24 protein-coding genes, 7 tRNA genes and 1 pseudogene are annotated in these 26,872 nt (G+C 44.6%); 5 read left to right on the forward strand and 27 right to left on the reverse strand.

Going from position 1 to position 26,872, the window contains the following annotated elements; genetic code table 11:
• Positions 1-93: 93 nt before the first annotated feature.
• Together cydC and cydD are read right to left on the reverse strand one after the other, a co-directional pair.
• A complete protein-coding gene (gene cydC / locus K2225_RS19065; RefSeq protein WP_220586199.1) occupies positions 94-1,803 on the reverse strand; it encodes a thiol reductant ABC exporter subunit CydC in 1,710 nt (569 codons plus the stop codon).
• The gene (cydD, locus tag K2225_RS19070; RefSeq protein ID WP_220586200.1) at positions 1,800-3,527 is read right to left on the reverse strand and encodes a thiol reductant ABC exporter subunit CydD; all 1,728 of its coding nucleotides are present in this window, start codon (positions 3,525-3,527) and stop codon (positions 1,800-1,802) included. The genes cydC and cydD overlap by 4 nt, the downstream gene beginning before the upstream one ends.
• A gap of 1,223 nt (positions 3,528-4,750) precedes the next feature.
• On the opposite strand from cydD, the gene cudC reads away from it, so the two are divergent.
• Both cudC and K2225_RS19080 read left to right on the forward strand, forming a co-directional pair.
• Entirely contained in the window at positions 4,751-5,305 is a 555-nt protein-coding gene (gene cudC / locus K2225_RS19075; protein ID WP_220586201.1) for a choline uptake/conversion transcriptional regulator CudC, read from the forward strand.
• A 151-nt stretch (positions 5,306-5,456) separates the two neighbouring features.
• Positions 5,457-6,999 (forward strand): annotated as a pseudogene (locus tag K2225_RS19080) (high affinity choline transporter 1).
• Between the two features lie 74 nt (positions 7,000-7,073).
• Here K2225_RS19080 and K2225_RS19085 read toward each other — a convergent pair.
• The 10 genes from K2225_RS19085 to K2225_RS19130 all read right to left on the reverse strand — a co-directional run bounded on the left by K2225_RS19085 (position 7,074) and on the right by K2225_RS19130 (position 14,838).
• Positions 7,074-7,592, reverse strand: a complete 519-nt coding sequence (locus K2225_RS19085) for a P-loop NTPase family protein (protein ID WP_220586202.1) — start codon at positions 7,590-7,592, stop codon at positions 7,074-7,076.
• A gap of 4 nt (positions 7,593-7,596) precedes the next feature.
• Complete coding sequence (locus K2225_RS19090) at positions 7,597-8,307, reverse strand: nucleotidyltransferase domain-containing protein (protein WP_220586203.1); 711 nt, start codon at positions 8,305-8,307, stop codon at positions 7,597-7,599.
• Positions 8,304-8,747, reverse strand: a complete 444-nt coding sequence (locus K2225_RS19095) for an NUDIX hydrolase (protein ID WP_220586204.1) — start codon at positions 8,745-8,747, stop codon at positions 8,304-8,306. Before K2225_RS19095 ends, K2225_RS19090 begins: the two co-directional genes overlap by 4 nt.
• 1 nt (position 8,748) lies before the next feature.
• A complete protein-coding gene (locus tag K2225_RS19100) occupies positions 8,749-9,984 on the reverse strand; it encodes an MFS transporter (RefSeq protein ID WP_220586205.1) in 1,236 nt (411 codons plus the stop codon).
• Positions 9,981-11,030 (reverse strand): ArsR/SmtB family transcription factor, encoded by a 1,050-nt coding sequence (locus K2225_RS19105; protein ID WP_220586206.1) that lies wholly within the window; start codon positions 11,028-11,030, stop codon positions 9,981-9,983. The genes K2225_RS19100 and K2225_RS19105 overlap by 4 nt, the downstream gene beginning before the upstream one ends.
• Before the next feature lie 211 nt (positions 11,031-11,241).
• Entirely contained in the window at positions 11,242-12,195 is a 954-nt protein-coding gene (gene trxB / locus K2225_RS19110) for a thioredoxin-disulfide reductase (RefSeq protein ID WP_220586207.1), read from the reverse strand.
• Between the two features lie 103 nt (positions 12,196-12,298).
• The gene (gene arsC, locus K2225_RS19115; RefSeq protein ID WP_220586208.1) at positions 12,299-12,721 is read right to left on the reverse strand and encodes an arsenate reductase (thioredoxin); all 423 of its coding nucleotides are present in this window, start codon (positions 12,719-12,721) and stop codon (positions 12,299-12,301) included.
• A 27-nt stretch (positions 12,722-12,748) separates the two neighbouring features.
• The gene (locus K2225_RS19120) at positions 12,749-14,044 is read right to left on the reverse strand and encodes an arsenic transporter (RefSeq protein WP_220586209.1); all 1,296 of its coding nucleotides are present in this window, start codon (positions 14,042-14,044) and stop codon (positions 12,749-12,751) included.
• Positions 14,045-14,056: 12 nt separating this feature from the next.
• A complete protein-coding gene (locus tag K2225_RS19125; protein ID WP_220586210.1) occupies positions 14,057-14,404 on the reverse strand; it encodes an ArsR/SmtB family transcription factor in 348 nt (115 codons plus the stop codon).
• 107 nt (positions 14,405-14,511) lie between these two features.
• Positions 14,512-14,838 carry a four-helix bundle copper-binding protein gene (locus K2225_RS19130; RefSeq protein ID WP_220586211.1) on the reverse strand — a complete coding sequence of 109 codons (327 nt, stop codon included), beginning with the start codon at positions 14,836-14,838 and terminating at the stop codon, positions 14,512-14,514.
• A gap of 142 nt (positions 14,839-14,980) precedes the next feature.
• Here K2225_RS19130 and K2225_RS19135 point away from each other — a divergent pair, with 142 nt between their 5' ends.
• A complete protein-coding gene (locus K2225_RS19135; protein WP_220586212.1) occupies positions 14,981-15,265 on the forward strand; it encodes a phospholipase in 285 nt (94 codons plus the stop codon).
• A 409-nt stretch (positions 15,266-15,674) separates the two neighbouring features.
• On the forward strand, positions 15,675-16,823 hold the full coding sequence (locus K2225_RS19140; protein WP_146818071.1) for an FtsW/RodA/SpoVE family cell cycle protein: 1,149 nt from the start codon (positions 15,675-15,677) through the stop codon (positions 16,821-16,823).
• A 72-nt stretch (positions 16,824-16,895) separates the two neighbouring features.
• Here the strand turns inward: K2225_RS19140 and K2225_RS19145 are convergent, their stop codons facing one another.
• The 7 genes from K2225_RS19145 to sigW form a co-directional block, all read right to left on the reverse strand.
• Positions 16,896-17,432 carry a hypothetical protein gene (locus tag K2225_RS19145; RefSeq protein WP_220586213.1) on the reverse strand — a complete coding sequence of 179 codons (537 nt, stop codon included), beginning with the start codon at positions 17,430-17,432 and terminating at the stop codon, positions 16,896-16,898.
• A 118-nt stretch (positions 17,433-17,550) separates the two neighbouring features.
• Positions 17,551-19,353, reverse strand: coding sequence for a glutamine--fructose-6-phosphate transaminase (isomerizing) (glmS, locus tag K2225_RS19150; RefSeq protein WP_220586214.1), 1,803 nt, complete (start codon positions 19,351-19,353; stop codon positions 17,551-17,553).
• 493 nt (positions 19,354-19,846) lie between these two features.
• The gene (glmM, locus tag K2225_RS19155) at positions 19,847-21,196 is read right to left on the reverse strand and encodes a phosphoglucosamine mutase (RefSeq protein WP_220586215.1); all 1,350 of its coding nucleotides are present in this window, start codon (positions 21,194-21,196) and stop codon (positions 19,847-19,849) included.
• 64 nt (positions 21,197-21,260) lie between these two features.
• Complete coding sequence (locus tag K2225_RS19160; protein WP_220586216.1) at positions 21,261-22,250, reverse strand: CdaR family protein; 990 nt, start codon at positions 22,248-22,250, stop codon at positions 21,261-21,263.
• Positions 22,243-23,055 carry a diadenylate cyclase CdaA gene (gene cdaA, locus K2225_RS19165; protein ID WP_089652931.1) on the reverse strand — a complete coding sequence of 271 codons (813 nt, stop codon included), beginning with the start codon at positions 23,053-23,055 and terminating at the stop codon, positions 22,243-22,245. Before cdaA ends, K2225_RS19160 begins: the two co-directional genes overlap by 8 nt.
• 202 nt (positions 23,056-23,257) lie before the next feature.
• The gene (locus tag K2225_RS19170; RefSeq protein ID WP_220586217.1) at positions 23,258-23,914 is read right to left on the reverse strand and encodes an anti-sigma factor family protein; all 657 of its coding nucleotides are present in this window, start codon (positions 23,912-23,914) and stop codon (positions 23,258-23,260) included.
• 15 nt (positions 23,915-23,929) lie between these two features.
• Positions 23,930-24,493 carry an RNA polymerase sigma factor SigW gene (sigW, locus tag K2225_RS19175; protein ID WP_146818059.1) on the reverse strand — a complete coding sequence of 188 codons (564 nt, stop codon included), beginning with the start codon at positions 24,491-24,493 and terminating at the stop codon, positions 23,930-23,932.
• Between the two features lie 161 nt (positions 24,494-24,654).
• Here sigW and K2225_RS19180 point away from each other — a divergent pair, with 161 nt between their 5' ends.
• Entirely contained in the window at positions 24,655-24,849 is a 195-nt protein-coding gene (locus K2225_RS19180) for an aspartyl-phosphate phosphatase Spo0E family protein (RefSeq protein WP_220586218.1), read from the forward strand.
• Between the two features lie 11 nt (positions 24,850-24,860).
• Here K2225_RS19180 and rocF read toward each other — a convergent pair whose 3' ends face one another.
• From rocF to K2225_RS19220, 8 genes are all read right to left on the reverse strand, one after another.
• The gene (rocF, locus tag K2225_RS19185; protein WP_146818055.1) at positions 24,861-25,763 is read right to left on the reverse strand and encodes an arginase; all 903 of its coding nucleotides are present in this window, start codon (positions 25,761-25,763) and stop codon (positions 24,861-24,863) included.
• Positions 25,764-26,099: 336 nt separating this feature from the next.
• Positions 26,100-26,172: transfer RNA gene (locus tag K2225_RS19190), tRNA-Ala, on the reverse strand.
• Between the two features lie 3 nt (positions 26,173-26,175).
• Positions 26,176-26,250, reverse strand: a tRNA-Gly gene (locus tag K2225_RS19195).
• Between the two features lie 16 nt (positions 26,251-26,266).
• A tRNA-Lys gene (locus K2225_RS19200) sits at positions 26,267-26,339 on the reverse strand.
• 39 nt (positions 26,340-26,378) lie between these two features.
• Positions 26,379-26,453, reverse strand: a tRNA-Gln gene (locus tag K2225_RS19205).
• Between the two features lie 109 nt (positions 26,454-26,562).
• Positions 26,563-26,648: transfer RNA gene (locus K2225_RS19210), tRNA-Tyr, on the reverse strand.
• Positions 26,649-26,664: 16 nt separating this feature from the next.
• Positions 26,665-26,740: transfer RNA gene (locus K2225_RS19215), tRNA-Thr, on the reverse strand.
• Between the two features lie 12 nt (positions 26,741-26,752).
• Positions 26,753-26,828 (reverse strand) — tRNA-Val (locus K2225_RS19220).
• Positions 26,829-26,872: the final 44 nt, after the last annotated feature.

Raw genomic sequence — 26,872 nt, forward strand, 5'->3', positions numbered from 1 at the left:
CCATCGATAGCGGATGTTCACTTATCTCAATTACATGGAATAAATTACCGTACCAGGTCATCCATATTATGGAATATCCGGTACGGCATTTTTTTATGTGCTGAATATGTTTTTTTCGATTTGTTTCATTTCGTAGAAGTATCCTTGCTTTTGCATGAGGTTGTCATAAGAACCTGCTTCTACAACTTTCCCTTCGGCCATGACGATGATTTGGTCCATCTTTTCGAGACCGCTCAAGCGGTGGCTGATGAGAACAACGGTATCTTGAGACGCTCGTTCATACAGGGAATTGAAGATCCTCCGTTCGGTCAGCGCATCGACAGAAGAGGTCGGTTCATCGAGCAGCCAGACACGTTTTCCCTTCAGAAAAGCTCTTGCTATGGACAGGCGCTGACGTTCTCCTCCCGAAAGGTTTTCCCCTTTTTCAAAAACTGGTTGGTCCAGGTCAAAGTCCAGCCCCACCTCTTCCAGCACAAGGTTCATCTCTTCATCGGTGAGGTCTTGTCCTGCTAGCTGGAGGTTCTCACGGATCGTCCCGTAAAAATAATGGTTCTCCTGAAGTACGACATTGCTGTTCTCCCATATGCTCTCTTCTGATATGTCCGTGATGTCCATACCATTGAGCATGAATTCACCTTCAGAGGGGAGTTGGAATTTCATAAACAGTTGCAGGAGTGTTGATTTTCCGGATCCACTGGCTCCGACAATGGCCGTTTTACTTCCAGAGGGAATAGTTACATTGACACCTGTAAGCGCCTCTCTTTCCTCATTGGGAAAACGGTAACTGACATTAGTCAATTGGAAACTAGGAGCCAGCTCCCCATCAATTTTGTACGTATCTGACCCACGATTGTCTTCCTCTACTATAGAAAAAAGCCGTTCTGATGCTTGTTTACTATCATCAAGGTGACTTGGTAGAACAGCCATCGGTGCTGCGTTTTCAAAGACTGTCAACGAAATCATCACGAGCATCGCCAGGAACAGACCATTTAAGTCTCCTTCAGCCACAAGAAAGGCACCAAGTCCTGTGACAACCCACGATACAAGAAGTGTTGCAAACGTGTTCCATGAATGACTGGAGAGCATTTGACGACTGTTGCGCTCATCTTCTCGAATATAATCATCTGAAGACTGCTGAAGCGTTTCTTTTTTCTCTTCCAGCTGTTGATAGATTTTAAGGTCACGGAAACCGTACAGCCATTCGGCCGCTTCGGTTGATACCACCCCACGCGCATGTCTTACACGGGGGGTTAGTTTTCGTTGTCTGACGGTGTACCAGGCTGGAATCATCAGCCCCGTAACGATGAGACCTAAGAGAAGCACGAGGGCTACAGAAATAGAGAAGATGGATGTGAAAACGATGGTCCCTAAAAAGATGATGACAAGGACCACAGGTGGATAATACACCCGCAAAAAGAAGTTTTGCAGACTTTCTACATCACCGACAATCCGTGAGAGCAAATCACCACTCCTGTATTTTTGGAAAACCCTCGGTGCATGCGGCTCAATTTTTTTATAAAAAGCAAGCCGTAGGTTACTTAAGATTGTAAAAGTCGCTCTATGTGAGAAATATCTTTCAGCATAACGACCGAGCGCCCTTGCAAACCCGAACAACTTCAAAAAAGCGATAAGAACCGTCAAGGCATACAACGGTGGGATGAGGGCAGCCCTGGATATTAAATAACCACTGGCACCAAACAGCCCGACCGCTGACATTCCGGCAAGAAAGCCGAAAACGATGGAAAGCACAATATCCCTTTTCTCCAATACGACTAAACGGATGACTTCTCTCAGTTCCTTCATGCCGAGTCCCCTCCTTGCTGGACGGTCACCATATCTCTATACTCTTTCACCGTTTCCAGAAGTTCTTCGTGCGTACCTATTCCAATAAGGTGACCACGATCGAGCAGCAAAATTTGATCAGCCTTTTTGATGGTATGCAGACGGTGGGCTACGGTGATGATCGTCGCGGTTTTCGCGAGCTCTTCCATAGAAGCTTGTAATATCCGTTCTGTCTTCAGATCGAGACCGGTCGTCGGTTCATCAAACAGAATGACAGAAGGCTTCTTTAGAAATGTACGCGCAAGAGCGAGACGTTGTTTCTCTCCTCCAGAAAGTCCGCGTCCGGCCTCTCCCACAGGGGTGTCGTAACCCTTTTCCAATGAGGCGATCAACTCGGCAATTCCCGCTCTCTCCGCTGCCTCCTGGATTTCTTCCTTGGAATGGTCCCCCCGACCGCCAATCGCAATGTTTTCTGCAATCGTTCCGGAAAATAAATAGGGATGCTGGGAAATGTAGCTCACCCGAGAAAACCACTCCCTTTCCGCGTAATCAAAGAGGGAGCGATTATGGAGGGCGACAACTCCAGACGATGGTTTAGCCAAACCCGCTAAAAGGTGCAGGAGCGTCGATTTCCCCGCCCCGCTTTTACCAACAATGGCGACCTGGTCATACGGCTTAATCGTTGCGGTCAAACCTTCCAATGCAAATCCTTTGTCGTAGGAAAAGCTTACTTGATCAAGCTCCAATGCAGGGGGATGTTCAGCTTCAAGCTTTTCGTCTCCCCACTGAATGTGCTCTTCTTCTTTTTCAAGTTCTTCCGTCATGAGGTTTGCAGCGCCCGAAGCCCCTCTCCCTGTATGAAAAGCACTGCCGAAGTCCTTCAACGTCAAATAAAATTCAGGGGCTAGGATTAAAATGAAAAAGGCGGTGAAAAAGGAAACACTCTCATAAACGACCAGTCGTATGGCAATTTCCAATGCAATTAGGCCGATGCTGAGCATGGAAATGAACTCAAGCATCAAGGAAGAAACAAAGGCGACTTTCAATACTTCCATCGTCGCATCACGGAAACCGAGGCTGCTGGATTCAATCTCTTCCTTTTGCTGCTTGGAACGTCCGAACAGCTTTAATGTCGTCAAACCTTGAAGCGTATCAAGAAACTTCCCGGAGAATGTGTTCAACTTCTCCATCTGCTCTTCTGATTTCTTTTTTGTCATGACACCAATGATCGCCATAAACAAAGGAATAAAGGGAGCTGTAATAACCATGATCAGCCCCGAATAGATATGCTGGGTGAATACAACGATAAGGATCATCAACGGGATGATCATCGTTTGAATCATTTGTGGAATATAACTGCTGAAGTACCCGTCAATCTCGTCCACAGAATCCATCAGCACACTGACTTTCCTTCCCGATTGCCCTTGTAAGGAGGCTTGAACGGGATTGCGCGCGTACTTTTCAATAATTGATTGACGGTAATAACGCTTCGCTTTGGAAGCAAGCGTTATGCCTGTCCGGCCGTTCATCCATGTAAACAGCGTCCGTCCTGCGAGCACAGCAAGCAATCCTGCGAGAAGGGGAAGGATATCTTGAAAACGTTCCTCACCAAGGAAAATCCGGTCGACGATCGCAACGAAAAAATAGGATTGACCAATAATCGTGGCACCAATCAACACGGATGTGAGGACCAACAGCATGAAAACTTTTCGATCTGAGAAAGCTAGTCTGCTGAGGTGCTTCATTTATATAAAAACTCCTTACATATGTTTTTGTGAAATAGTTCACATTACAATCATTATAATTCATGAATCGGTTCATTGCTAAAAATTAAACTGAAGATTCTATGACAATTCTATATCATCGTCCCCTTAATAAACAGCGGTCATACGTAACTCAACACACAGCTGCTCAAGGTACCTTTTCTCTATCATTTCCCTCTCTACCATGATGGAGACCTTTTAATATGTATAAAGGAGCATTCGTCATTCTCTTCCCTTTTTGATGATTTTAAAGACACGTGCTTCACGATGCTCCTGAACATTGCCACACGAACGGACCTGTTCACATGGTATATAAATAAAAAAAACCTACAGGATTCATTTCCTGAAGGCTTGCGTAGTGCTTTATACTGTTGAAACAGCCCTTATCTATTTCGTTTACTGCTGAAGTTGATGCGCCCTATAGTCATAAGTTAAGTACGAGGTTCTACGTTAGCCAGCGGTTTTATAAGGGAAGGATTTCCTTTCGAGTAAATGGGCACGGGAGAGATGGAGTAATCGTCCAGTCATACAAGAAAACCCCGCTGCTGTAACGTCAGGTAAATGCCTTGAAACTAGTGTTATCACCCTCGTCCCACCTCCAAAACTCTTATATAATAGATGTCGCTTCTACAAATTTTGTTTTTTTGCGTTTGTTTGACCAGTTAATAACAGCCAAACCATATAGAGTAGAGTGAGCAAGCAAAACGGCCTCCTCTTTTATTTCGATTATTCCAGTCCCGAGAGAGTCTCAGGCACCTCTATCAGACCGAGATAATCTTAGGATCGTTAAATTTTATGATATATTTCTCCATTCATCTGTTCCAAATCATGCATATTCTACCCAGTTATCCTATTCCATACTAAATGCACCATACGGTCGCACCGGCAGAATCGAATCATTTGCTACCTGAAGATATTCCTTACCAGATTCAGGTGTAAGTTACCTGAATGCCTTTCATTTCCTGATTCGTTAATTTTGTTAATTAAAAATTTAACTTTTTGAATACTCTTTACGTTAACAAGCCTTTGGAAGCTTGTCAAAGCGAAAAATTTTTTAAATCGCCTATAACCTATGAGATGATAGGGCTTAAGGCGATTTTTTTCTAAAATGGATTTTGACAAGCGATTTTTATTCGTTAAGATAAAGTCTGTAAAGAAAAAATTTAATAAAGTTAATTGCTTTTACGCCTGTGAGGAGGTTTTTAATGACAAATCATCATGAAGAAAGCTCCCGACAGACCATTGAGCACGCGAAAGGACTTGTGATCGATTCCATTGCGGAAACGATGGATTTGTATGGAGTGACCCGGAGTGCAGGGACCTTATATGGGACGATGTACTTCGAGGATGATATGACGTTGGATGAAATGCGTGAAAAGCTCGGAATGAGCAAGCCAAGCATGAGTACAGGAGTAAAGAAGCTTCAAAACTACAACATTGTGAAGCAGACATTCCGAAAAGGAACGCGCCGGCAGACTTTTGTAGCTGAAAAAGACTTCTTTAATTTCTTCTCCAACTTTTTTACGAAAAAATGGTTACGAGAAGTCAAAACGAACTTAGATGCGATCAAACTTGCCCAAAAGGAATTGAATGGTCTCATCGAAGATCCTGAAGCTGACGAAGCGGTAAAAGAGGAAGCTGAACAAGTCTATCAGCAACTTGAAGCATCCAAACCTTATTACCATTGGTTACAGAAGCTCGTGGACTCTATTGAGAGTGGAGAAATTTTTGATTTTCTCCCTGTCGACCAAGAAAAATAAGATACTGCCTCTCTGAATAACACTTTTCCTGTTATTCAAGGGAGACGTATGGACTTTATAATTTACAGAATATTCAGATAATAATAAAGGAGTGATGTCATTGCAATCGAATCAACAACCATCTTTTTTCGCTAAAAACAAAGCCGCAATCATGCTCGGGACGCTGCTAGGTGTTTTCGTCCTCTACATGGCCTTCACAAATGAAAACATTCAATGGGGCGGATTTATCGCCATGATTGTTTTTTATGCCCTCGTCTATTACATCGGTGCAGTCTTCGCTACAAACAAATCCGGAACTCTAGCAGACATGATGGTCGCAAACCGCAGTTTACCTCTTGGAATTGCCATGTTCACAATGGCTGCTACATGGGTAGGTGGCGGATATGTCAATGGAACGGCAGAATTTACTTACAGCGACGGTCTCGTATGGGCTCAAGCTCCATGGGGATACGCATTAAGTCTGATCATCGGTGGTATTTTCTACGCTCGTAAAATGCGCCGCTATGAATTCCTCACCATCATTGATCCACTGGAACAACGTTTCGGGAAAAAAATGGCCGGAGTCCTTTACATTCCTGCTTTACTTGGAGAAATGTTCTGGAGTGCTGCCATTCTAACAGCTCTCGGCACAACATTCGGTACCATTCTGAACATTGACTTTACTACATCCATCATCCTTTCAGGAATCATTGCTATCGCTTATACCGTAGCTGGTGGTATGTGGGCGGTTGCCTATACAGACGTTTTCCAAATGGCTATTCTATTGTATTGATAATGCATGGAGTAACTATTCAGCAGAATTCGGATCGTACGCCAATTTATTTCCACCGTTGAACGGATGGCAAGATCCTGCATGGGGGAACTGGTTCTGGAACTGGATCGACTATGCTTTGCTTCTCATCTTCGGTGGTATTGCTTGGCAAGTATATTTCCAGCGTGTTCTTTCAGCAAAAAATGAAAAAACTGCCATGTGGTTATCCATCACAGCAGGAATCATCTGCATCATTGCAGCCATCCCTGCCGTTCTGATCGGAATTGTTGGCGTAAATATGGACTGGGCAAGCATGGGACTTCCAACTCCTGAGAACCCGGCAGTCATTTTGCCGCACATTCTAAGATATTTAACGCCTGAACTCGTATCCGCTATCGGACTTGGAGCTCTCGCAGCGGCGGTTATGTCCTCTATGGACTCTTCCATTCTTTCTGCCTCTTCCATGGCATCCTGGAACGTGTATCGTCCATTGCTTAAACCGAACGCAAGCTCTGAGCAGTTGAAGAAAGTGATCAAGCGTACAATCATCATCGTCGGTGTTGGAGCTATGATCATTGCATTAAATGTTAAAAGTGTATATACGCTGTGGTATTTAGCCTCCGATCTTGTGTACACGATTCTCTTCCCACAGCTCACCATGGCACTCTTTTATAAAAATGCGAACCTTTACGGATCGATCGCCGGATTCTCCGTGGCGTTATTCCTTCGTTTAGGGGGCGGAGAGCCTGCAATGGGACTACCGGCATTCCTGCCGTACCCAATGATCAATCCTGACGGCATCGTCCTGTTCCCATTCCGTACACTTGCTTGTATTGCAGCATTCGTGATGATTTTCGTTGTGTCAGAAATGACGAAGAAAAAATGTCAGCCTCAGCCTCTTCTCATGCCTGAGGAGAGAAAGCAAGAGAAAAAGGCTTCCTAATAAAAACAAAAAGGGCTCCAAGTGAAAACTTGGAGCCCTTTTTTATGTAAAAGTCCCGCTCACGAACCACTCATTTATGAAAGGCAATCAAGAAAATTCTGGATATCTTTTTTCGATTTCAATTGAATGACACGCTTCTCACGACCGATTTCCTGAAACGAAAGGAGCCTTTCCTGCATGTTCTTTTTCCGTTTACGATAGGTCGTTACAATGAATTTTAAAAAGTCTGCTTCCATTCTTTCACTGCACCCTTCCCCAAGGTCCGGGCGAGTGCTTCCACGGTGGATCCACCAACGCTTCAAGACTCGAAATAGACAGGTCCTTAGAGGCAATTCCAAGTAGATGATCGTGTCTGCCCTCTCTGCGCGTATCTCATACGTAGGTCTATAATTCCCCTCTATAATCCACTGGTCTTTTTCTACGACTTCTCTCTGCCTCTCTGCGAAAACCTCCAGTGCCGCTTCCTTCCAGCCAGGCTCCCAATAAAAACGATCGAGATGATACACGTCGATATCGAGCTTCTCCCCTAGTTTCTTTGCAAATGTCGATTTGCCTACACCTGCAGAAACACCAAGCACCATGATCCTCTTCACTGATCTACCTCCTTTTCTTCTTTCCGATTGAAAACCCTTCGAACAAACGCCCGCCGTATGGATTCAGTACCTCATCTACCAGTTCAACGACGCCTTCCTTCTCGCCGTGTTTGTAAAAATGATCAAAGCGTCGGACCAACCGTTCTGCAAAGACGATATCATAGTTTCGGAGCGAGCGAGCCATCCATTTTGAGGCTCCGCTCCACTGGCCATTCATTCTTAAATGAAACTCACTCGTCTGCTCTGCCAGTTTTGATGCAATGAAAAGAGATTCCCCCCGGTCTGTGCAGCCAACGAAATCGTCCAATGCATCCGTAAGGAAATACCGCTTGAACAAGAGGGTTTCATCAGACCATGGGGCCGGTCCTTCCTTCAGCAGATCCACGGCTTCATTTTTGACAATTTCCAGACGATCATCCCATTTAAGTACCTGCCCCTCTGCCACCATGCGTGGCATCGAAGGTTGTCCACGCTTACAATCACTCTCGAAAAACTCACGGTAGGAAGACCAATGATGTACAAAGACTTCGACCGGCCACTCTCTTGCATAGAAAGATTCGCGAAAAGAGGAGGCTACTTTCGAATCGAAAATGACGATGTCCAAATCGGATGTGCTTGTTTCCTCCCCCCTTACAACGCTCCCCGCGAGAAGGGCGGCATCACATTCCGGGAACCGTTCTCTGACCACATCTCTTGCCGCCTCTACGGCTTTCATAGGCTCACCCTTTCCAGAATGATCCGCGCCCTTTTATCGATATTCTCGGGGAGAGATTCAAGGCTGATATACTTCAAATCCAACGTTTCTTCACCATCCACTCTACGTTCTCCGCTAATCTCAGAAGCTATAAAACAAGCTATAACATTATAGACCTCGTCCCCGTTAGGATAGCGGTAAAAAAATTCTTCCCCTGAATACGTGGCGACTTGGCGCACATGTCCAGCCATTAGCCCCGTTTCTTCTTTCAGCTCTCTGACAGCCGTCTGCTCAAGCGTCTCCCCAGGCTCCATCGCCCCACCTGGAAGCCCCCATTCTTTTGTATCCTCTCGATACTGGAACAGCAACTCCCCCCGCTCATTCTGAACAAGAACCGTAGCCCCTGCCACGACGAGCGGCTGTGTCCCAATTCTTTTTCTTATTCTTTGTACGTAGTCCATTTCACGTCCCCTCTCTATCTACTTTTTTCAGGGAAGGATGCAAATAAATGAAAGAAGCGATGGTGGAAACACTTCCTCCAATAGCGATGGTCATGGATGTACTTATGTATTCACTGATAACTCCAGCCACCAAGGCAGCTACAGGCATCAACGCCCACGTCATGAAACGGCTCGTCGCCTGCACCCTTCCGAGTAAATGCTCCGGCGTCAGCTTTTGTCTTAACGTTACAATACATGGACTGCTGATGGAAGCACAAATAGTTCCGACAGCATTCAAAAGGGCTAGAGCCATAAAAGATTGATAGAAACTGAACAGGAAGATTGAAAGCCCTCCGAGTACGCCACATCCAAATAATAGGGTCCGATAAGTAACCCTCCTTCTCAGTATAGGAGAAAGTACCGCTCCTCCAATGGCTCCTAAACCGCCAATGGAAAGAAGCCAACCGATCGAGACCGCTGAAAAACCAATGTTAGCTTTTAAATGAACGATCAACATTGTCAAAAAGAGAGTCGTGCCAAATACAGAAAAGAACATAGCGATATTGGTGTAGAGTAAAGCTCGTTGTTGCATTACAAAATGAAACCCTTCGCTCATGTCTTGAGTAAATGACCGCTTTTCCCCTTGCAGCCGCTCCTCTTCCAACCGTAGACTCCAAACGACCAGAAAGCCAATCAAGAAAGAAAGGCTATTTATAATCATCCCGATTCCAGGGTTGTAAAGGGCCACAATCCAGCCACCCAGCCCCGGGGCAAGAAAGACAGCCGTATGAAACATTCCTGTGTTCCATGCATTTACAAGATCGAGATCCTGCTTTCTAACGAGTTTCGGAATCGATGCAAACTGAGAGGTTTGATAAAGCTGTCCAAGTACACCAATAACGAAAGCTGCTGCGTATAGAACATAGATGGTAATCGTTTCAGCCAGAAACAAAACTCCTACGCTCCCAAGTAAAAGAAACCGGAAAAAATCACAGAACAGGAGAATCCGTTTCCGGTTCAGTCGATCAGCAAGCACACCTGCGAGCGGCTGCAACAAAACAGGTACCCGCTCAATAGCAGCAACAATTCCCATACTGAGCGGTGACCCGGTCAAAACCAGTACCATCAAAGGGAGCGCAATCAAATAGATTTGATCTCCGAAAAAGGATACTAGATTTCCTCCAATGAAACGGAGAGCCTGCCGATTGGACTTGAATGACTGTTTGTCTCCAGTCTGCCATACTTCCGCACTGTTCATTTTTCCTCTCCCAAAAACAACTCCAATTCCTTCGGCAGCATTTCCCACGCCCGTGGGCTTACATGATAACGGGGGCCATAAGCGACGATGAGCCGGGCAGATTTCAACAACTTCAGATGGTGATAGACAGTGGTTTTACCCATTCCAACTTCCTCGGTCATCTCTTTTAGGGTACGCCCCCCTTCCTTCAAAATCTTGAGCATACGCAAACGATTCTCATCTCCCAGCGCCTTAAACTTCTGAACAAGCATTTGATCCGGAACATACGGGTCGTTTGGATGAACGTTTTCATTGGACACAGGGTAATAAAAGATTTTCGTCCCCTCAATATCGGCTTCCACATTCCAAGGACGATAGATAAAATGAGGGATCATGATGACTTTATAGACACTAGGTTCCGGGACATAACGAATTCCATGGGTCGCCCACTCCACAAAATCCTCCGCTTGCAGCTTCTCAAGACGCTTATTCTTGGAAACAGCATCGCGTTCCAGAATACCTTTGAACCTCGCCTCATCCGGTTGAATAACCAACTCGTACCACCCTGCCATCACCTCCCTGATATGACTCTTCAAGGAATGCATATCCACCTGACTAATGTAAGCCATGTAACGTGGAAAGAATACATGATCCTTAGCTGCATCCTGAAGCCGCGCCACAGCCTCTTGGTCCCCTTGAGAAGCAAGCCTTCGATCTTGTTGATATTTCTTCCCTAAGTAGGGAATCGCAATGTAACGCAACTCCTCTTCACCTAATTCACTTACAAATTCATTGAATTCATCTAATGCATTCATGTCCTTTTCATGAAGTAAAAGCAAAATCGTTTTCCACGTATTTTGTTCCTGGACGATTTGCAGATGATCCAACATTTCCATAGACAACGATGATTTAATCGTCTTCCATTGTTTTTCTGTATAGTCCAGCGTGTCCAGAAGCTGTTCATTCGTGATAGCAGCAATGCCAAGTGCGGCTTCCCACAGAAGAGAATGTTTCACCTCCACTTGATACGTCTCTCTTTTCCTTGAACTCATAGAAAATACTTCCATTTCATCACCTCTTGCAACCATTCTATACTTATAGAATTTATAATTCAATATAAATTGAATTAATTTTCAAAAAATATATATAAGGTGATTTCCCAATATATGTATGACCTGGTACACCATTATTTAGGTGATCCAGCCAAAGCGACCTAACCTATTTCTGGTACAAAAAAAGCATCGATCTGTTAGAACAGATCGATGCTCAATCGAGTCATTAGGATAAGTTTTCGCTCCAGTCGATCGTCGCTTCTCCTTCAAGGAAACGCTCTGTATCCATTGCTGCCATGCAGCCTGTTCCTGCAGCGGTAATCGCTTGGCGGTATTTCTGATCCTGGACATCGCCACAGGCGAAGATGCCTGGAATATTCGTGTTGGTCGTCCCGGGATCAACGAGAATATAGCCTTTTTCATCCATATTCAGCTTCCCTTTCACAAAGTCCGTGTTGGGATTATGACCGATCGCAACAAATATTCCATCGGTTTCAATGACTTCTTCTTCTCCGGACTCGTTGTCACGAACCTTAATGCCACTGATCTTCATACCATCCGACACCATTTCAACGGGTGTTTTGTTCAGCGCCCACGTCACTTTATCATTTTCCTGCGCACGTGTCTGCATGATTTTCGATGCGCGAAGATCATGACGCCGGTGAATGACTTGCACTTCACTCGCAAATTTCGTAAGGAAAGTCGCTTCTTCCATCGCGGAGTCCCCTCCACCAATGATGACCACTTTCTTTCCTCGGAAAAAGAACCCATCACAGGTCGCACATGTACTGACGCCTTTTCCAAGGTTTTCTTTTTCACCTGGGATGCCGAGCATTTTGGCAGAGGCACCAGTAGAGATGATCAACGTTTCCGTTTCCAGTTCTCCTACGCCATCGACCTGCAGCTTGAATGGGCGGTCTTCTACCTCTACATCTGTGACCCATCCGCGCTTAAAGGTCGCACCAAAGCGTTCGGCCTGCTTTTTCATGTTATCCATGAGCTCCGGCCCCATGATGCCGTCAGGGAACCCGGGGAAATTCTCGACTTCCGTCGTAAGCGTCAATTGCCCGCCAGGTTCCGGCCCCTCGATGACTAGAGGTTCCATATCCGCTCTTGCTAAATAAACAGCCGCTGTCAATCCGGCAGGGCCTGTGCCTAAGATAATCGATTTATAAGCCATGCAAACTCCTCCTTCAGCAAAGGTCTCCTCTTTAGAGGTATAACCTTATTCCACTGAAGTCATGCCTATTTTCTCTATATTAAAGCTTAGCCCCATCTGTTTTTTACTCTCCGGTTTCAGCGAACTTCTGAATTCGCGCTTCGATTTCGTCGCGCACACGTTGGAAGAAAGCCCACTTTTCTTCTTCCGTACCTTCCGCTTTCGCTGGATCATCGAAACCCCAGTGGAAACGAGTAACGTGTGAAGGCGTCATCGGGCACTTATCGTTTGCATCTCCACAAAGAGTAATCGCATATTCAGCATTGTTCAGAATATCAGGGTCGATGATGTCGGATGTTTGATCGGTAATATCTACATCGACTTCATTCATCGCTTTAACCGCATTCGGGTTCAAACCGTGCGCTTCAATCCCTGCTGATTTCACCTCATACTTATCACTCAAATATTTCTTTCCGAACCCTTCCGCCATTTGGCTGCGGCAAGAGTTTCCTGTGCATAGAAAATAGATAACTGGTTTGTTAGACATGTAGCATTTCTCCTTTTTGTGCAAAAATTATAGAATTAATAACCATAAATAAAGTCCGACGAGTGTAATGAATAAGGTCGGTACGGTTAAGATGATTCCGACTTTAAAGTAGTATCCCCAGGAAATCTTGAAGCCTTTCATGGATAAAACGTGAAGCCATAGCAAGGTCGCTAAAGACCCAATTGGCGTAATTTTCGGCCCAAGGTCTGATCCGATCACATTGGCGTATATGAGCGCTTCCCTCATCGTTCCTGACGTATTCGTGTCAGCAATGGCAAGAGCATCAATCATTACGGTAGGCATGTTATTCATGATGGAAGAAAGAATGGCCGCAATGAATCCCATGGAGACTGTCGCCGTGAACAAGCCTTGATCTGCCGTGTACTGAATGACATTCGCAAGGATATCGGTCAAACCGACATTTCGGAGTCCATAAACGACAACATACATCCCGACAGAGAAGAAGACAATCGCCCATGGAGCTCCTTTAATCACTTCTCCTGTTTGGACAGCTGCACTCCTTCTCGCCATCAATAGGAAAAAGATCGCGACAATACCGGCAATGATGGAAACAGGAATTCCCAAAGGCTCACTCGCAAAGTATCCGATCAACAGAACAGCAAGAACACCCCAAGACATACGGAACATCTTATCATCCTGTATCGCTTCCTTCGGCTTTTTCAACTGAGACAAGTCGTAGTTGTCGGGAATACTCTTACGGAAAAATAAGAATAAGACAAGAATACTTGCAGCCAGTGAGAACAAGTTGGGAACAACCATGCGTGACGCATACTCTACAAACCCAATATCGAAGAAGTCTGCGGACACAATGTTCACCAGGTTACTGACAATCAGTGGCAAAGATGTCGTATCAGCGATAAAACCACTCGCCATAATGAACGGAAGAATCATGGCTTCTTTAAAATTCAAATTCCTGACCATCGCAAGGACAATCGGCGTTAAAATCAAGGCCGCTCCGTCATTTGCGAACAGTGCTGCAACGACAGCTCCAAGCAAGGTCACATAAACGAACATACGCTTTCCGTCACCCTTGGCTACACGAGCCATATGAAGAGCCGCCCATTCGAAAAATCCAATCTCATCTAGAATCAATGAAATAATAATAATGGCAATAAAGGCTAACGTTGCGTTCCAGACAATGTCTGTAACGGCAAGGACGTCTTGAAAATCAACAACACCAAAAATCAAAGCAAGAATGGCACCCGCACAAGCGGACCAACCGATTCCAAGATTCTTAGGCTGCCAAATGACAAAGACGAGCGTAAGTACAAAAATAATCGTAGCAATCAGTGCTAAACTCAAAAAACAATCCCCCTAGCTATCACATTGGATCCGAAGTCCCGCTTCTTCCAATGCTGTCAATTTCTCTTTTTGGTCCGGGATCTGTTCCAGAACCTGATGAATGATGGGATATGTGGCGTGATCTCTGTTCAAGGAATAGAAAATCCACTGCCCTCTTCGTTGCTCTTTAACAAGACCAGCATCGCGCAGCTTCCTTAGATGCTGACTGATCGAAGGCTGACTCATTTGCAACACTTCTACAAATTCACAGACACAACATTCGCTATCTTTAACCAAACCAAGAATAGTCAGCCGCGTTTTATCTCCTAAGAGCTTCAACGTTTGTGCGGCTTGTTCCAACTCAATGATTGTCTTTTCCATCAGAATCACCTCACCCCCCATTATAATATAAGTATATGCTTATATACGCAATAGAAAAAACACAAAAATAAAAAGCCCCTGCATTCAGGGACTCGTTATCATTTCAATTATGCTATCTGTTTACAAGCTTCCGCACATTCATAGCAAGCTTTGGCACAATCCTGACAGTGCTGATGGTCATGTTTCTTGCATTCATCTCCACAAGCCTGGCAGATCTTCGCACAAACTCCTGCTAATTCTGATACGAATGGAGAATTTCTTGAAATCGCATGTTCTAAGTATCCGCAAATATCGGCACATTCGCGATCAGTACGGATACACTCCGCCATCATTTTTACGTCTTCCTCTTTTAAACAAGCATCATAACAATGATTACACGCTTCCATACAAGCATGCAGCTTCTGAATAAGGTTTTGATATTTTTCGTGTGACATCCTATCTCCTCCTGGATTGGTGTTCATTAGTATTTAACTCAATAGAGAATTTAATAAACCTATAAAGGGTGGGTGACCATACAAAAATCTATTACTTGTCATAAACTATTCCTAGCCAAACTATTGGATGGAGGAGAACCATATGCATAGAAGAAGAGGGCCAGTACGAAGACCCGGGTTCTGTGTCTTTCCCGGCTACAACTACTGTGGACCTGGATGCAGCGGCCCCGGCGCACCCGTAAACGCTGTAGATGCTGCGTGCAAAGCTCATGATGAATGCTATCGTCGGCGCAGAGATTATTGCGCTTGTGATCTTGCTTTCATCAATGAGCTTGAAAGATTACAAAACCCTTATACCTCAGAAGGGCGTCATGCAAGAACGCTGTATAAATACATGAGAATCCAGCGTCTCTTCACCTGTTTTTAACATATGCCATAACCCAATCACCGTTTTTATGGTGATTCTTTTGTTTGCATTGGAAAGAAAGTGAAGCTATGTTATTGATCAACCTGGCATTATTCTTGAAGAGTGGTTACGGGGGTTCTGGGTGGTGCGGAAATAAGCTCATTTTTCATAGGGCATGCGCTCCTCCTCCTACGGAAAGCGAGTGTTTCCCCCATTCCACGACTTGTTCATCAAGACTTCGAAACAGAGTCTTACGCCTTGGTTAACTTTTTTGATACATGAGTGTTACATTTTCATGTCCTTGAAAGAAAAGAATGCTTTATAATTGAAGAATAAGGAAGAGTTCACTTTTCAAACGTGTTACATGTGCTTATAATAGTCAACAGCACGCTTTTTTGCTTCGCCAACATGAGAGGATGTATAACCAAAAATGAAATTCGAAGAAAGATTCGATTGGCAGCTCTTTTTTATTATGTGTTGTTTCATAGCCGTCAGCGCAGTCGCTCTTTTCAGTGCCCAGCAAAGCACCCAATACAACGATAACTTTGTACTTAAACAGTTGGTCTGGTATGGACTCGGTGGCATCGTCATCGGCTTTATGCTCCTTGTAGATCCGGAAGACTTCAAGAAAATCAGCTGGTATTTATATGGATTCGGCATCATCCTTCTGATCGCCCTGATTGTCGCTCCACCATCCATCGCACCTGTCATTAAAGGGCAGAAGAGTTGGTTCGCCATGCCGGGATTGTCTTTACAACCTGCAGAACTTGTTAAGATATTCACCATTCTTGCCCTCGGAAGAATTGCCGTGGATCATAATCAAAAGCACCGCTCTTCCATAAAAATGGATTTATTCTTATTACTGAAACTAGGTGCGGTTACCGGACTGCCGGTTCTTTTAATCATGCAGCAGCCCGATTTAGGGACAAGCCTTGTGTTTATCGCCATCTTGGCAGGATTCGTCCTCATTTCAGGCATCTCATGGAAAATTATTTTACCGATTTTCACGATGATTTCAGCTCTTGGGACAGGATTGATCTGGCTTGCTTTAAAAGCACCTGAAATTCTTGACCGCTACTTAGGTGTGAAAGAGTACCAGCTCGGCCGTATCTACTCCTGGTTCCAGCCGACTAAGTATGAAGACTCTTCTGGATACCATCTCGTCAAAGCGATGCGGGCCATTGGTTCGGGTCAGTTGTATGGAAAAGGCTTCGGTGAGCGCGAAGTGTATTTACCTGAAGCCCAGACTGACTTCATTTTCAGTATCATCGCAGAAGAATATGGTTTTCTCGGTTCTTGTATCGTCATCATCTTGTTCTTCCTTTTGATCTACCGCTTCACCACCATCGCTTTTAAAGCGAACAGCAATTATAGTGCGTATGTAATGGTTGGGATTATCAGCATGATCGCTTTCCACGTTTTCCAAAACATTGGAATGTCTGTGCAGCTGCTACCGATCACAGGAATTCCGCTGCCATTCATCAGCTATGGAGGAAGTGCCTTGCTCGGAAACTTGATGGCACTCGGAATTGCATTTTCGATATCTTATCACCATAAGACCTATATGTTTGGAGAATAGAGAAACACCATACAAAGAGGGGGGGCGTCTTAGAACGCCCCCTTTTTTGTTTAACCTTAAATTCTTACTCGATCATTCACGATCGATGGTATTGGCGATTTCCACTAGTTCATCAGGGAAAAAGTGGTCAGCAACGCGTTGATCCATACTCAACCTGTACTGCCACTGCTCCGTTTCAAAAACGAAAACGTGGAAACCCGGGACCTTCACGAAAATTCCTTTTCCTCCAGTTTTCAACCTCACCTGTTCTATGATTCTCTTCTCATGAATAAACAGTTTATTTTCTGCAGGACGGATATCCACATTAAAGTGATTTTCAGGCACATGTTCATTCAAATACTCCACATTTAATTCCAAGTTCTCGCTCCCACCTAACCGATTAACCCTGGCCAGTACATGTGTAAATGCCAAGGACGGAAGTTTCTTAGGAAGAGTCACTTTCATTTTCATTTGCTGTTCAAATTCTTTGACGGCTTCATCCAAAGACTTGTATCCATATTCAGCATAGAAATCTTCAAGGGGTTTGGGCTCATCCACTTGGGCATAAGCAGGTGTAAATACAACCAACAGGCAGGTGATCAACAACAAAGCCATTCCATATTTCTTCATGAAAACATACACCCCTAACGGCATTGAATAGCCTTATTTTCCCCAGGTTTCCTTTCCCCTATCCAAAGGCATCAAAGTAAAAAAGCTGACACCCACCAGGGTGCCAGCTCTTTATTCTTTATTCTACCGTAACACTCTTCGCAAGGTTACGTGGTTTATCAACATCACAGTCGCGGTGAAGCGCTGCATAGTAAGAAATCAACTGCAATGGAATAACAGAAACAAGTGGTGTCATCAAATCATGCACTTGTGGAATGACGAAAGCATCGCCATCTTTGTTCAAGCCTTCCATACTGATGATCATGCTGTTTGCGCCACGCGCCTCCACTTCCTGGACGTTTCCACGGATGGAGTAGTTGACGTTTTGCTGTGTGGCAAGGGCAATGACAGGAGTGCCATCTTCAATCAAAGCGATCGTGCCGTGCTTCAATTCCCCACCAGCAAAGCCTTCCGCCTGGATGTAAGAGATCTCTTTCAACTTGAGAGACCCTTCCAATCCAACGTAATAGTCAATGCCGCGGCCGATGAAGAAGCAGTTACGAGTTGTAGATAGATACTCGCGCGCCAAGTCTTCCAACTTCTCTTTTTGATCGGTCAAGGCTTCCATCGTAGTTGCCACGATTCCAAGCTCCTGCATAGGATCAAAATCAAGTTCAATGCCCTTCGCACGCGCTGTATCGACAGCAAGAATGGCAAGGACAGCCATTTGTGCTGTATAAGCTTTTGTAGAAGCTACAGCAATCTCTGGTCCTGCGTGCAGGTGCATCGTATAGTCTGCTTCACGGGAAAGGGTGGATCCTGGCACATTCGTAATCGTCAGTGCCGGATGGCCAAGTTCTTTTGTCTGGACAAGGACAGAACGGCTGTCTGCCGTTTCACCACTTTGAGAAATGTAAACAAACAACGGTTTCTCAGAAAGAAGTGGCATGTTGTAAGAGAATTCACTAGCTACATGAACTTCTACTGGAATGTTTGCGAGTTTTTCAATGAACTGTTTACCTAGAAGTCCGGCATGGTAACTCGTACCTGCAGCGATGATGTAAATACGGTCACAGTCTTTCATCGCTTGACGGATTTCAGGATCCAGCTTGATCTCGTCATTCTCATTTTGATATTCCTGAATGATTTTACGGATGACGAACGGCTGTTCATCAATCTCTTTCAGCATAAAGTGAGGATACGTTCCTTTTTCGATATCTGTGGTATCCAATTCGGCTGTGAATGGTTCACGCTCAACCTTTGTACCATCGGGCTTTTGAATTTCAACACCATCACGGCGAACGATGACGGTTTCTTTATCCATAAGCTCAAGGAATTGGTCTGTTACGTGAAGAGCTGCCATGGAATCACTGGCTACAACGTTGAAGTCATCACCGATTCCGACTAACAGTGGGCTCTTATTCTTAGCGACATAAATCGTATCAGGATCTTCGCGGTCGATCATGGCAATCGCATAAGAACCAGTCAGAAGCTCGACAGCTTTACGGAAAGCTGCAGCTACATCATTCATTTCATTATTCAGCACTTCAATCAATTGAACGATGATTTCCGTATCTGTTTCACTCTTGAACTCCACGCCGCTCAAATACTCGTCACGAACATCCACATAGTTCTCAATGACGCCATTGTGAACGATTGTGAAGCGTCCGGAAGTACTTTGGTGCGGGTGTGCGTTTTCTTCACTAGGAGCACCGTGTGTAGCCCAGCGTGTATGGCCGATGCCGTGCGTCGCTTTGACACTCTCATCAACAGCTTCACGCAAGGAAGCAATACGACCTTTCACTTTCGTCACTTCTACCCCATTTTCGTTCAATGTGGCGATTCCCGCTGAATCATAGCCGCGGTATTCAAGCTTTTCCAAACCATTCAATAAAATCTCTTTTGTATCATTCTGTCCGATATATCCTACAATTCCACACATAATTGTTGTCCTCCTATTATCGGAGAAGGGCAACGAATGCTCCGTAGATTTCAAGGGGCTTTCCGCTGCCCCTCTCCCGTTATTCTTTCTTTGATCACTTCGTCCAGAATGTTTTGTTCGGAAAGTCACCTTCCCGTTTTACACTCGGACATGCGGTTGAAGTGTGGCAACCGGGAGGCATCCGCCGAAAACTCGATGAACCTCCACCTCGTCAACTGTGTTTATTTTTCAAACGTACACACAGTCCTGGCGCTTTATAAATAAGGAATGACCTCGATCCTCCTTAACTATTTCAAAATAAAATCCTTTTGTCTCATTTCCGAATGAAAGACTTCTCAAACATGGAAATCGACAATTTTTTCAAGGACATGTTCAATTGTACACAGACCTCTCAGGTGGGTCAATAAAAATTGTAACCGTTACAGAAATGTAAGGGCCCTGTAATAGGATATGCGCAGATCACCCCCATGTGCGACCTGCGCAAGCCCTGAAATTACTCCTTCAAACCAAGCTCTTCTTCAACGACTTGGACGACTTTATCACAATACTCTTCGCATTGTTCTTCTGTAGGTGCCTCCACCATAATCCTTACGAGAGGCTCTGTACCGGAAGGACGTACGAGAACGCGTCCACTATCTCCCATTTCCTCTTCTACAGCTTGGATCGCTTCCTGGATTCTAGGATGCGTTTGTACTTTATTTTTATCAATGACACGCACATTCTTTAGCACTTGGGGGAACTTTTCCATTTCACCAGCAAGCTCTGAGAGTGGTCTGCCTGTTTCTTTCATAACATTCACCAATTGTAGAGCGGACAGCATCCCATCGCCTGTCGTGTTGTGATCAAGGAAAATAATGTGGCCGGATTGTTCCCCACCAAGGTTATAACCACCGCGACGCATTTCCTCCATGACATAACGATCCCCTACGGCTGTCTTATCACTCTTCATTCCATTTGCTTCTACGGCTTTATAGAAACCAAGGTTACTCATAACTGTAGAGACCACTGTTGAGTTATTCAATGTACCATTTTCATTCATGTGCTTGGCACAAATGTACATGATTTTATCTCCGTCCACGATATTCCCTTTTTCATCAACTGCAATTAGACGATCGCCGTCTCCATCGAAAGCAAGTCCTACATCCGCTTTTTTCTCTTTCACAAGGTCTTGCAGTGGCTCAGGGTGAGTAGAACCGACACCATCATTAATGTTCAGACCATCCGGGGATGATCCGATCGAAGAAATATCCGCTTCAAGATCTGCAAACAAGTGGGAGGCAAGGGATGAAGTCGCTCCATGAGCACAATCAAGTGCGATGTGGAGTCCTTCGAAATCATAATCAACGGTTTGCTTCAAGTGTTGCAAGTACTTCTGACCGCCCTCGAAGTAATCATTGATTTGACCAAGATCTGCTCCTGATGGTCTTGGAAGATCATCTTGCTCTGCATCAATCAATGCTTCAATTTCCTGCTCTTGATCATCGGTCAATTTAAAGCCGTCGGGACCGAAGAATTTAATGCCATTATCTTCAACAGGATTGTGGGAAGCGGATATCATAATTCCCGCTTCCGCCTGCAATGCTTTCGTTAAAAAAGCTACACCTGGTGTCGAGATGACCCCAAGACGCATGACCTCTGCTCCAATTGACAATAACCCGGCAGCGAGTGCTCCTTCAAGCATCTCACCAGAGATCCTTGTGTCACGTCCAATCAAAACCTTCGGACGCTCGACGCCTTTTGTTACAACATAACCGCCATAACGGCCAAGTTTGAATGCAAGCTCCGGTGTTAATTCCTTATTCGCGACGCCTCGTACGCCGTCCGTGCCAAAATATTTACCCATAATCATTCGACCTCTCTTTCTATTCTTTCCATTGATCTATGTTTCACGATTGATTCGTTTTTAGTTATTCTGTCGCGTCTCCGTCATCTACCGCTTCACCTTCAACGACTTCAATGTCCACTTCAATCGTTTCAGGTTGTACGGAAGTCACCCCTTCAGGAAGGGGGATATCCACTTCAACGGTTTGACTTTCTGTCACTTCTGATACATCGACCGGTACTTCAGGAAGCGCCTCAATGCCATCAAGTACTTCCTTAGGCCCGGAAATGGTGACTTCTTCTGTTTCCGTACTAACCGATTCAATCAGTACGCCTTCTGTATTCCCACCACGAGCGGCAACGTTTAATGGGATGCTTTTCGTACGGGTGGCGATCGGAACGGACACATTCACAGTCGTTGGATCCAAGAGGACATTCAACTCATTCCCCTGATTATCATAAACCTTCACAGGGGCTTCCTGAGCTTCAATCGACTCTGTAGCTCCTCCGACATCAATGATCGCTTTCACAGAGGCTACACGCTCAATGACCGACGAAGCTCCCGTAATGGCAACTTGCGAAGGATCCACTTCTGGCTCACCGAGCTCGAGCGCACTATCCAGGTTTCCTTGATTGATATAATCAATGTTCACTTCATAATCTTCGGTCACTTTTTGCTCTATCGTCACTTCAATGATTTTCGGATCGAGCGTGACTGCCAGCTGATTGGATATCCCTGAATGCTGTAAGGACACCTCATGTGTACCCGGACCGAGCCCATTCAAATCTACAAAAACCGTAAAGTTCTTTTGTCTGGAAACAGGAGCGACAGCAGAGGTCGGCCCCTCAACAGAGACGGATACTTCTTGTGGAATTCCGCTGACTACGTATTCTTCACTATCAAACCTGATTTCCAATGGGATGTTTTCCATTACTTCCATATCTGAGGATGACTGATTGAAGAACAAAGAATCAGAGTCCATATTGTTATCGACATTCACCGTCACCCAAAGAAGACCCGCAAGCATAAGGGATATGATTCTTATAAACCATACACTCTTGAACCAATTATCCATTCTTTTTCCCCCTCCAGTTCCAGCTTTTCACCGCAGGGGCGGAGTAATCCAATTCTGTACGCAAGATCTCTTCCAGTTTCACTTGATCAAGGTCTCGATGCAATTCCCCGTTCTTCGTACAGGAAATAGCTCCTGTCTCTTCAGATACGACGATCGTTAATGCATCCGTCACTTCACTGATTCCCATGGCTGCTCTGTGCCTCGTACCCAGTTCCTTGGAAATGAAAGGACTCTCTGAAAGCGGGAGGTAGCAGGCAGCAGCAACAATTTCATCATTTTTAAGTATAACCGCTCCATCGTGCAAAGGAGTGTTCGGTATAAAAATATTCGTAAGCAATTCGCTCGACAAGTGCCCGCCGACACGAATGCCTGTCTCTACGTAATCTCCCATACCTGTATCACGTTCAATCGTAATCAATGCACCGATGCGGCGTTTGGCCATGTAGTTACAGGACTTAATGATCGCCTGTAAGGTTTTCTCGGTGTCTTCTTCTTCTGAGGTATTCCTGCTGAAGAAACTCCCTCGTCCCAGTTGTTCTAAAGCTCTTCTGAGTTCAGGCTGGAACAAAATGATGATTGCGAGGAAACCCCACGTAATCGCTTGTGACATCAGCCACCTTAATGTGGTTAGTCCAAATAAATTACTCAATAACCATATACCCAGAATGACGAAAATACCTTTTAAGAGCTGAACGGCTTTCGTTCCCTGGATCAGCATGATTAATTTATATACAACAAACCAGACAAGGGCGATATCCACAGTAATCAAGAAATAATCTAAAACATCCAGTCCCCCATCAAGCATGCCTACACTTCCTTTTAGATATAATAAACCTTAAAAATTCACATTTACCATTATATCACATAACCTTTCCTGTATATATGGAGAACATACCGTCCTGAGGACAGACTTATCCCGTTTTATGATTTTTTGGCTGTTTCAGGGAACCTTAGCACCATTCTGTTTAATTAAATAAAGCAAGGAAGCTTGGGCCTCCTTGCTTTATTTAATCTGATTCAAATGAGAAAATCGCCTTGAATGTTTTCTTCGTATGATACCAGACCCATTCGTAAACCTGGTTCACTTCGGTTAACTCCCCTGAATAGGCCCGGAGATTATTGCGGTCAAGTCCATCATCCGTTTCCACTTGATCAGAAGACTCATTGAGGATATCGCCATTGATAAGGGTAATATCCCCATCGACTTTCCCGTCAATCCTCAAATCCCCATTTCTGACGACAAGATCCCCTTCAACCGTAACGCCTTCAGGTACAATGACCGTATGATCCCGTATTTCGAGGTTCTCCTGCTTGGACACTGTTACTTGCTGGTCCTGGTTCCATGCGGTAAATATACCACTGAACATCAATATGAAAAAGACGGCAGCAGCTGTAAGCATAGGATGCCTTTGCAGCTTACGAAGATAGTTTTTCCTCTTCTTCTCTTTTGGCAAATTCGCCATTACAGTCGCCGTAAATCGTGGCGGCGCAGATACAGGGGTCGCGTTTGTGATCAATGTCGTCGTTCTCTTTAGTTCATGAAAGTGATTTTGGCAGGATGGACAGCTTTGTAAGTGATCTCTCAGTCGTCTCTCTTCTTCTTTATTTAATTCGCCATCTAAATACTTATGCATAAGTTCAACGGCTTCTCTTTTGCAATTCATTCCCTCTCAACTCCTTCACACATGTCGAAGCCTCTTACGTAAAGCCTCTCTACCTCGATGGACTCTCGTCTTAACAGTCCCTACTGGAATATCCAATACCTCCGCAATCTCTTGAAGAGCAAGCTCATCTAAATAACGAAGCACGATGACGCTCCTATATTTAGGAGGAAGTGCCAATATCTCTTTGTGAATGTACGACTGTAATTCAAGGCTTTCCACTTCTTCTTCAGGTAAAGCTTGGTCGGCAGCTAATTGCGAATACATGTCTAACCCTTCGGTCCCCTTCACTTCTGCATCCAGATGGTAGTCCGGCTTTTTTTTACGGATCCGGTCAATCGACAGATTCGTGGCTATCCTATACAACCAAGTGGAGAACTTCCTTTTCTCATCAAACGTATGGAGATTTGTGTAGGCTCTTATAAAGGCTTCCTGGGCCAGGTCTTCAGCTTCATACGAGTTCCCAACCATTCGCAGACAAATATGAAAAACTTTATTCTGATAAAAAGAAACGATGTCTTCGAAAGCGGATTGATTACCCTTTTTCACTTCTTTTATTTTTTGCTTAATCATGGTTTCCATCTTCTAATACCTCCGCTATACGTGCGGTCGTTAACCTTTACGGATGACCTCGCCACAAAGTTTCATAAATTTAATATTTTTTTAGCTAATATAAGTTTAACTTTTTTTAGTATCGGTTATAAAGCTGTAAATGTAAAAAATTTCTTAGGAGGAAATTTAATATGAAGCGAGTGACCGCTTTGAAGAAAGAAATCGAAGCTTGTCGTGTGGAAATGATTCGTTTAGCCAGCCTCCATAAGTTGAGCTCGCCGGAAGTTGTACGCATGAGTGTGAAATTAGACCACCTGTTAAATGAATATGATGAAATAACCCATAAAAAACAGCAACCCACCTTGCAAAAAGCGGGTTACTGCTAAGAATCGTTCATTTATTTCAAGCTTTCACCAAATAGAGACCCCATTAAACCTACCGCTACGCTAGCGGTTTTATTTTTTTCATCGAGAATCGGGTTTACTTCTACGAATTCCGCTGATGTGATCATCCCTGACTGATGTAGCATTTCCATCGCTAGATGGCTCTCACGATAGCTTAGGCCACCCATGACAGGTGTTCCTACGCCAGGAGCTTCATTAGGATCCAGTCCATCAAGGTCTAAGCTTAAATGAACCCCATCCGTACGATCTTTCAAATAATCGACTGTCTCTTCCATCACTTGCGTCATTCCCATACGATCAACTTCGTGCATCGTATAGACTTTGATGCCCTTCTCTTCAATAAGCACTCTTTCTCCTTCATCAAGAGAACGAGCTCCAATGATCACAATATTTTCTGGTTTAATCTTCGGTTCATAATCATGGATACTTGTCAGTTTTTCATGGCCGATCCCTAAGCTTACAGCAAGCGGCATACCATGAATATTACCCGAAGGCGAACTGTCTCCTGTGTTCAAGTCACCGTGAGCATCATACCAGATGACCCCAAGGTTTTCATAATGTTTAGCAACCCCTGCGAGCGTCCCCATAGCAATACTATGATCTCCCCCAAGTACGAGTGGAAAACGTTTATTTTCAACGACTTCATCCACCGCTTTTGCAAGACGGCGACTTCCTTCAGCAATTTCATTCAAGTTACGTAAATTATCCTGTTTCTCATCTGTATTTTGTTTTGGGCGAGGAATCTCAATGTCCCCTAGATCTTCAATGTTATACTTCAATTGCTCTAGACGTTCAACCATACCCGCATAACGAATAGCACTTGGTCCCATATCCACGCCTCGACGCATTTGTCCAAGGTCCATAGGTACACCGATAACTGAAAGCTGTTTATTCATTAAAGTTCCTCCTTTTTTCTCTACTATAATTGTATCCGTTTTTCCCGTTATGACTCAACTGGACATCTTTATGTATATATATACGATAAATAGTATGAAAACGTATGTAATCATGCATGTTTACAAGGTTTGAAACCTTTTTCCATATTGTAGGGGAAGTGAAACACACATAGTAAGCAACGTCACAGATTTTTCAACCCTCAGGATAGATGAAGGTTCGATCCTTATGGGTATATAGCGGGAACTAGAAGAAATCTATAAATGTAACAACACTAAAGCCATTAGAAAAGAACATAAAAAAACCTGACATCAAACGTTGATGTCAGGTTTAAAGAGTGGAGCCTAGCGGGATCGAACCGCTGACCTCCTGCGTGCAAAGCAGGCGCTCTCCCAGCTGAGCTAAGGCCCCGTATGGAGCGGGAGACGGGATTCGAACCCGCGACCCCCACCTTGGCAAGGTGGTGTTCTACCACTGAACTACTCCCGCATATAAAATTGAAAGATGAGCCATGAAGGATTCGAACCTTCGACCCTCTGATTAAAAGTCAGATGCTCTACCAGCTGAGCTAATGGCTCGTATTGTCATAACATCTAGTATAACATCTTTAAAAGAAATGGCTGGGCCAGCTGGATTCGAACCAGCGCATGACGGTACCAAAAACCGTTGCCTTACCGCTTGGCTATGGCCCAACAGTTACAAAAATAGTATATACCATCTAAAGATCATTATACAAGGAATGTTTATTTTCATAAAAAATAGCTGATCATGGATGTCAGCCGTTATCGTCAAATAAATAAATGGTGGAGGGAGTAGGACTCGAACCTACGAACCCGATGGGAGCGGATTTACAGTCCGCCGCGTTTGGCCAACTTCGCTATCCCTCCACTTTGACTAAATAAGTGGTGCCGGCCAGAGGACTTGAACCCCCAACCTACTGATTACAAATCAGTTGCTCTGCCAGTTGAGCTAGGCCGGCTTATGAATTTAATGGTGGAGGATGCAGGGTTCGAACCTGCGACCCCTTGCTTGTAAGGCAAGTGCTCTCCCAGCTGAGCTAATCCTCCGATAAGTGGTGACCCGTACGGGATTCGAACCCGTGTTACCGCCG

This window comes from Halobacillus sp. Nhm2S1 (assembly GCF_019599545.1).
Classification (GTDB): Bacteria; Bacillota; Bacilli; order Bacillales; family Halobacillaceae; genus Halobacillus.

Coding starts and splice junctions, on each gene's coding strand:
- K2225_RS19130 (WP_220586211.1), bottom strand. CDS start 14,838: ATGTCACACGAAAAATATCAAAACCTTATTCAGAAGCTGCATGCTTGT.
- K2225_RS19100 (WP_220586205.1), bottom strand. CDS start 9,984: ATGAACAGTGCGGAAGTATGGCAGACTGGAGACAAACAGTCATTCAAG.
- K2225_RS19125 (WP_220586210.1), bottom strand. CDS start 14,404: ATGGAAAAGACAATCATTGAGTTGGAACAAGCCGCACAAACGTTGAAG.
- glmM (WP_220586215.1), bottom strand. CDS start 21,196: ATGGGTAAATATTTTGGCACGGACGGCGTACGAGGCGTCGCGAATAAG.
- arsC (WP_220586208.1), bottom strand. CDS start 12,721: ATGTCTAACAAACCAGTTATCTATTTTCTATGCACAGGAAACTCTTGC.
- cydD (WP_220586200.1), bottom strand. CDS start 3,527: ATGAAGCACCTCAGCAGACTAGCTTTCTCAGATCGAAAAGTTTTCATG.
- K2225_RS19135 (WP_220586212.1), top strand. CDS start 14,981: ATGCATAGAAGAAGAGGGCCAGTACGAAGACCCGGGTTCTGTGTCTTT.
- K2225_RS19095 (WP_220586204.1), bottom strand. CDS start 8,747: ATGGACTACGTACAAAGAATAAGAAAAAGAATTGGGACACAGCCGCTC.
- sigW (WP_146818059.1), bottom strand. CDS start 24,493: ATGGAAACCATGATTAAGCAAAAAATAAAAGAAGTGAAAAAGGGTAAT.
- K2225_RS19180 (WP_220586218.1), top strand. CDS start 24,655: ATGAAGCGAGTGACCGCTTTGAAGAAAGAAATCGAAGCTTGTCGTGTG.
- rocF (WP_146818055.1), bottom strand. CDS start 25,763: ATGAATAAACAGCTTTCAGTTATCGGTGTACCTATGGACCTTGGACAA.
- cudC (WP_220586201.1), top strand. CDS start 4,751: ATGACAAATCATCATGAAGAAAGCTCCCGACAGACCATTGAGCACGCG.
- K2225_RS19105 (WP_220586206.1), bottom strand. CDS start 11,030: ATGGAAGTATTTTCTATGAGTTCAAGGAAAAGAGAGACGTATCAAGTG.
- glmS (WP_220586214.1), bottom strand. CDS start 19,353: ATGTGTGGAATTGTAGGATATATCGGACAGAATGATACAAAAGAGATT.
- K2225_RS19145 (WP_220586213.1), bottom strand. CDS start 17,432: ATGAAGAAATATGGAATGGCTTTGTTGTTGATCACCTGCCTGTTGGTT.
- K2225_RS19140 (WP_146818071.1), top strand. CDS start 15,675: ATGAAATTCGAAGAAAGATTCGATTGGCAGCTCTTTTTTATTATGTGT.
- cydC (WP_220586199.1), bottom strand. CDS start 1,803: ATGAAGGAACTGAGAGAAGTCATCCGTTTAGTCGTATTGGAGAAAAGG.
- cdaA (WP_089652931.1), bottom strand. CDS start 23,055: ATGCTTGATGGGGGACTGGATGTTTTAGATTATTTCTTGATTACTGTG.
- K2225_RS19160 (WP_220586216.1), bottom strand. CDS start 22,250: ATGGATAATTGGTTCAAGAGTGTATGGTTTATAAGAATCATATCCCTT.
- K2225_RS19090 (WP_220586203.1), bottom strand. CDS start 8,307: ATGAAAGCCGTAGAGGCGGCAAGAGATGTGGTCAGAGAACGGTTCCCG.
- trxB (WP_220586207.1), bottom strand. CDS start 12,195: ATGGCTTATAAATCGATTATCTTAGGCACAGGCCCTGCCGGATTGACA.
- K2225_RS19170 (WP_220586217.1), bottom strand. CDS start 23,914: ATGAATTGCAAAAGAGAAGCCGTTGAACTTATGCATAAGTATTTAGAT.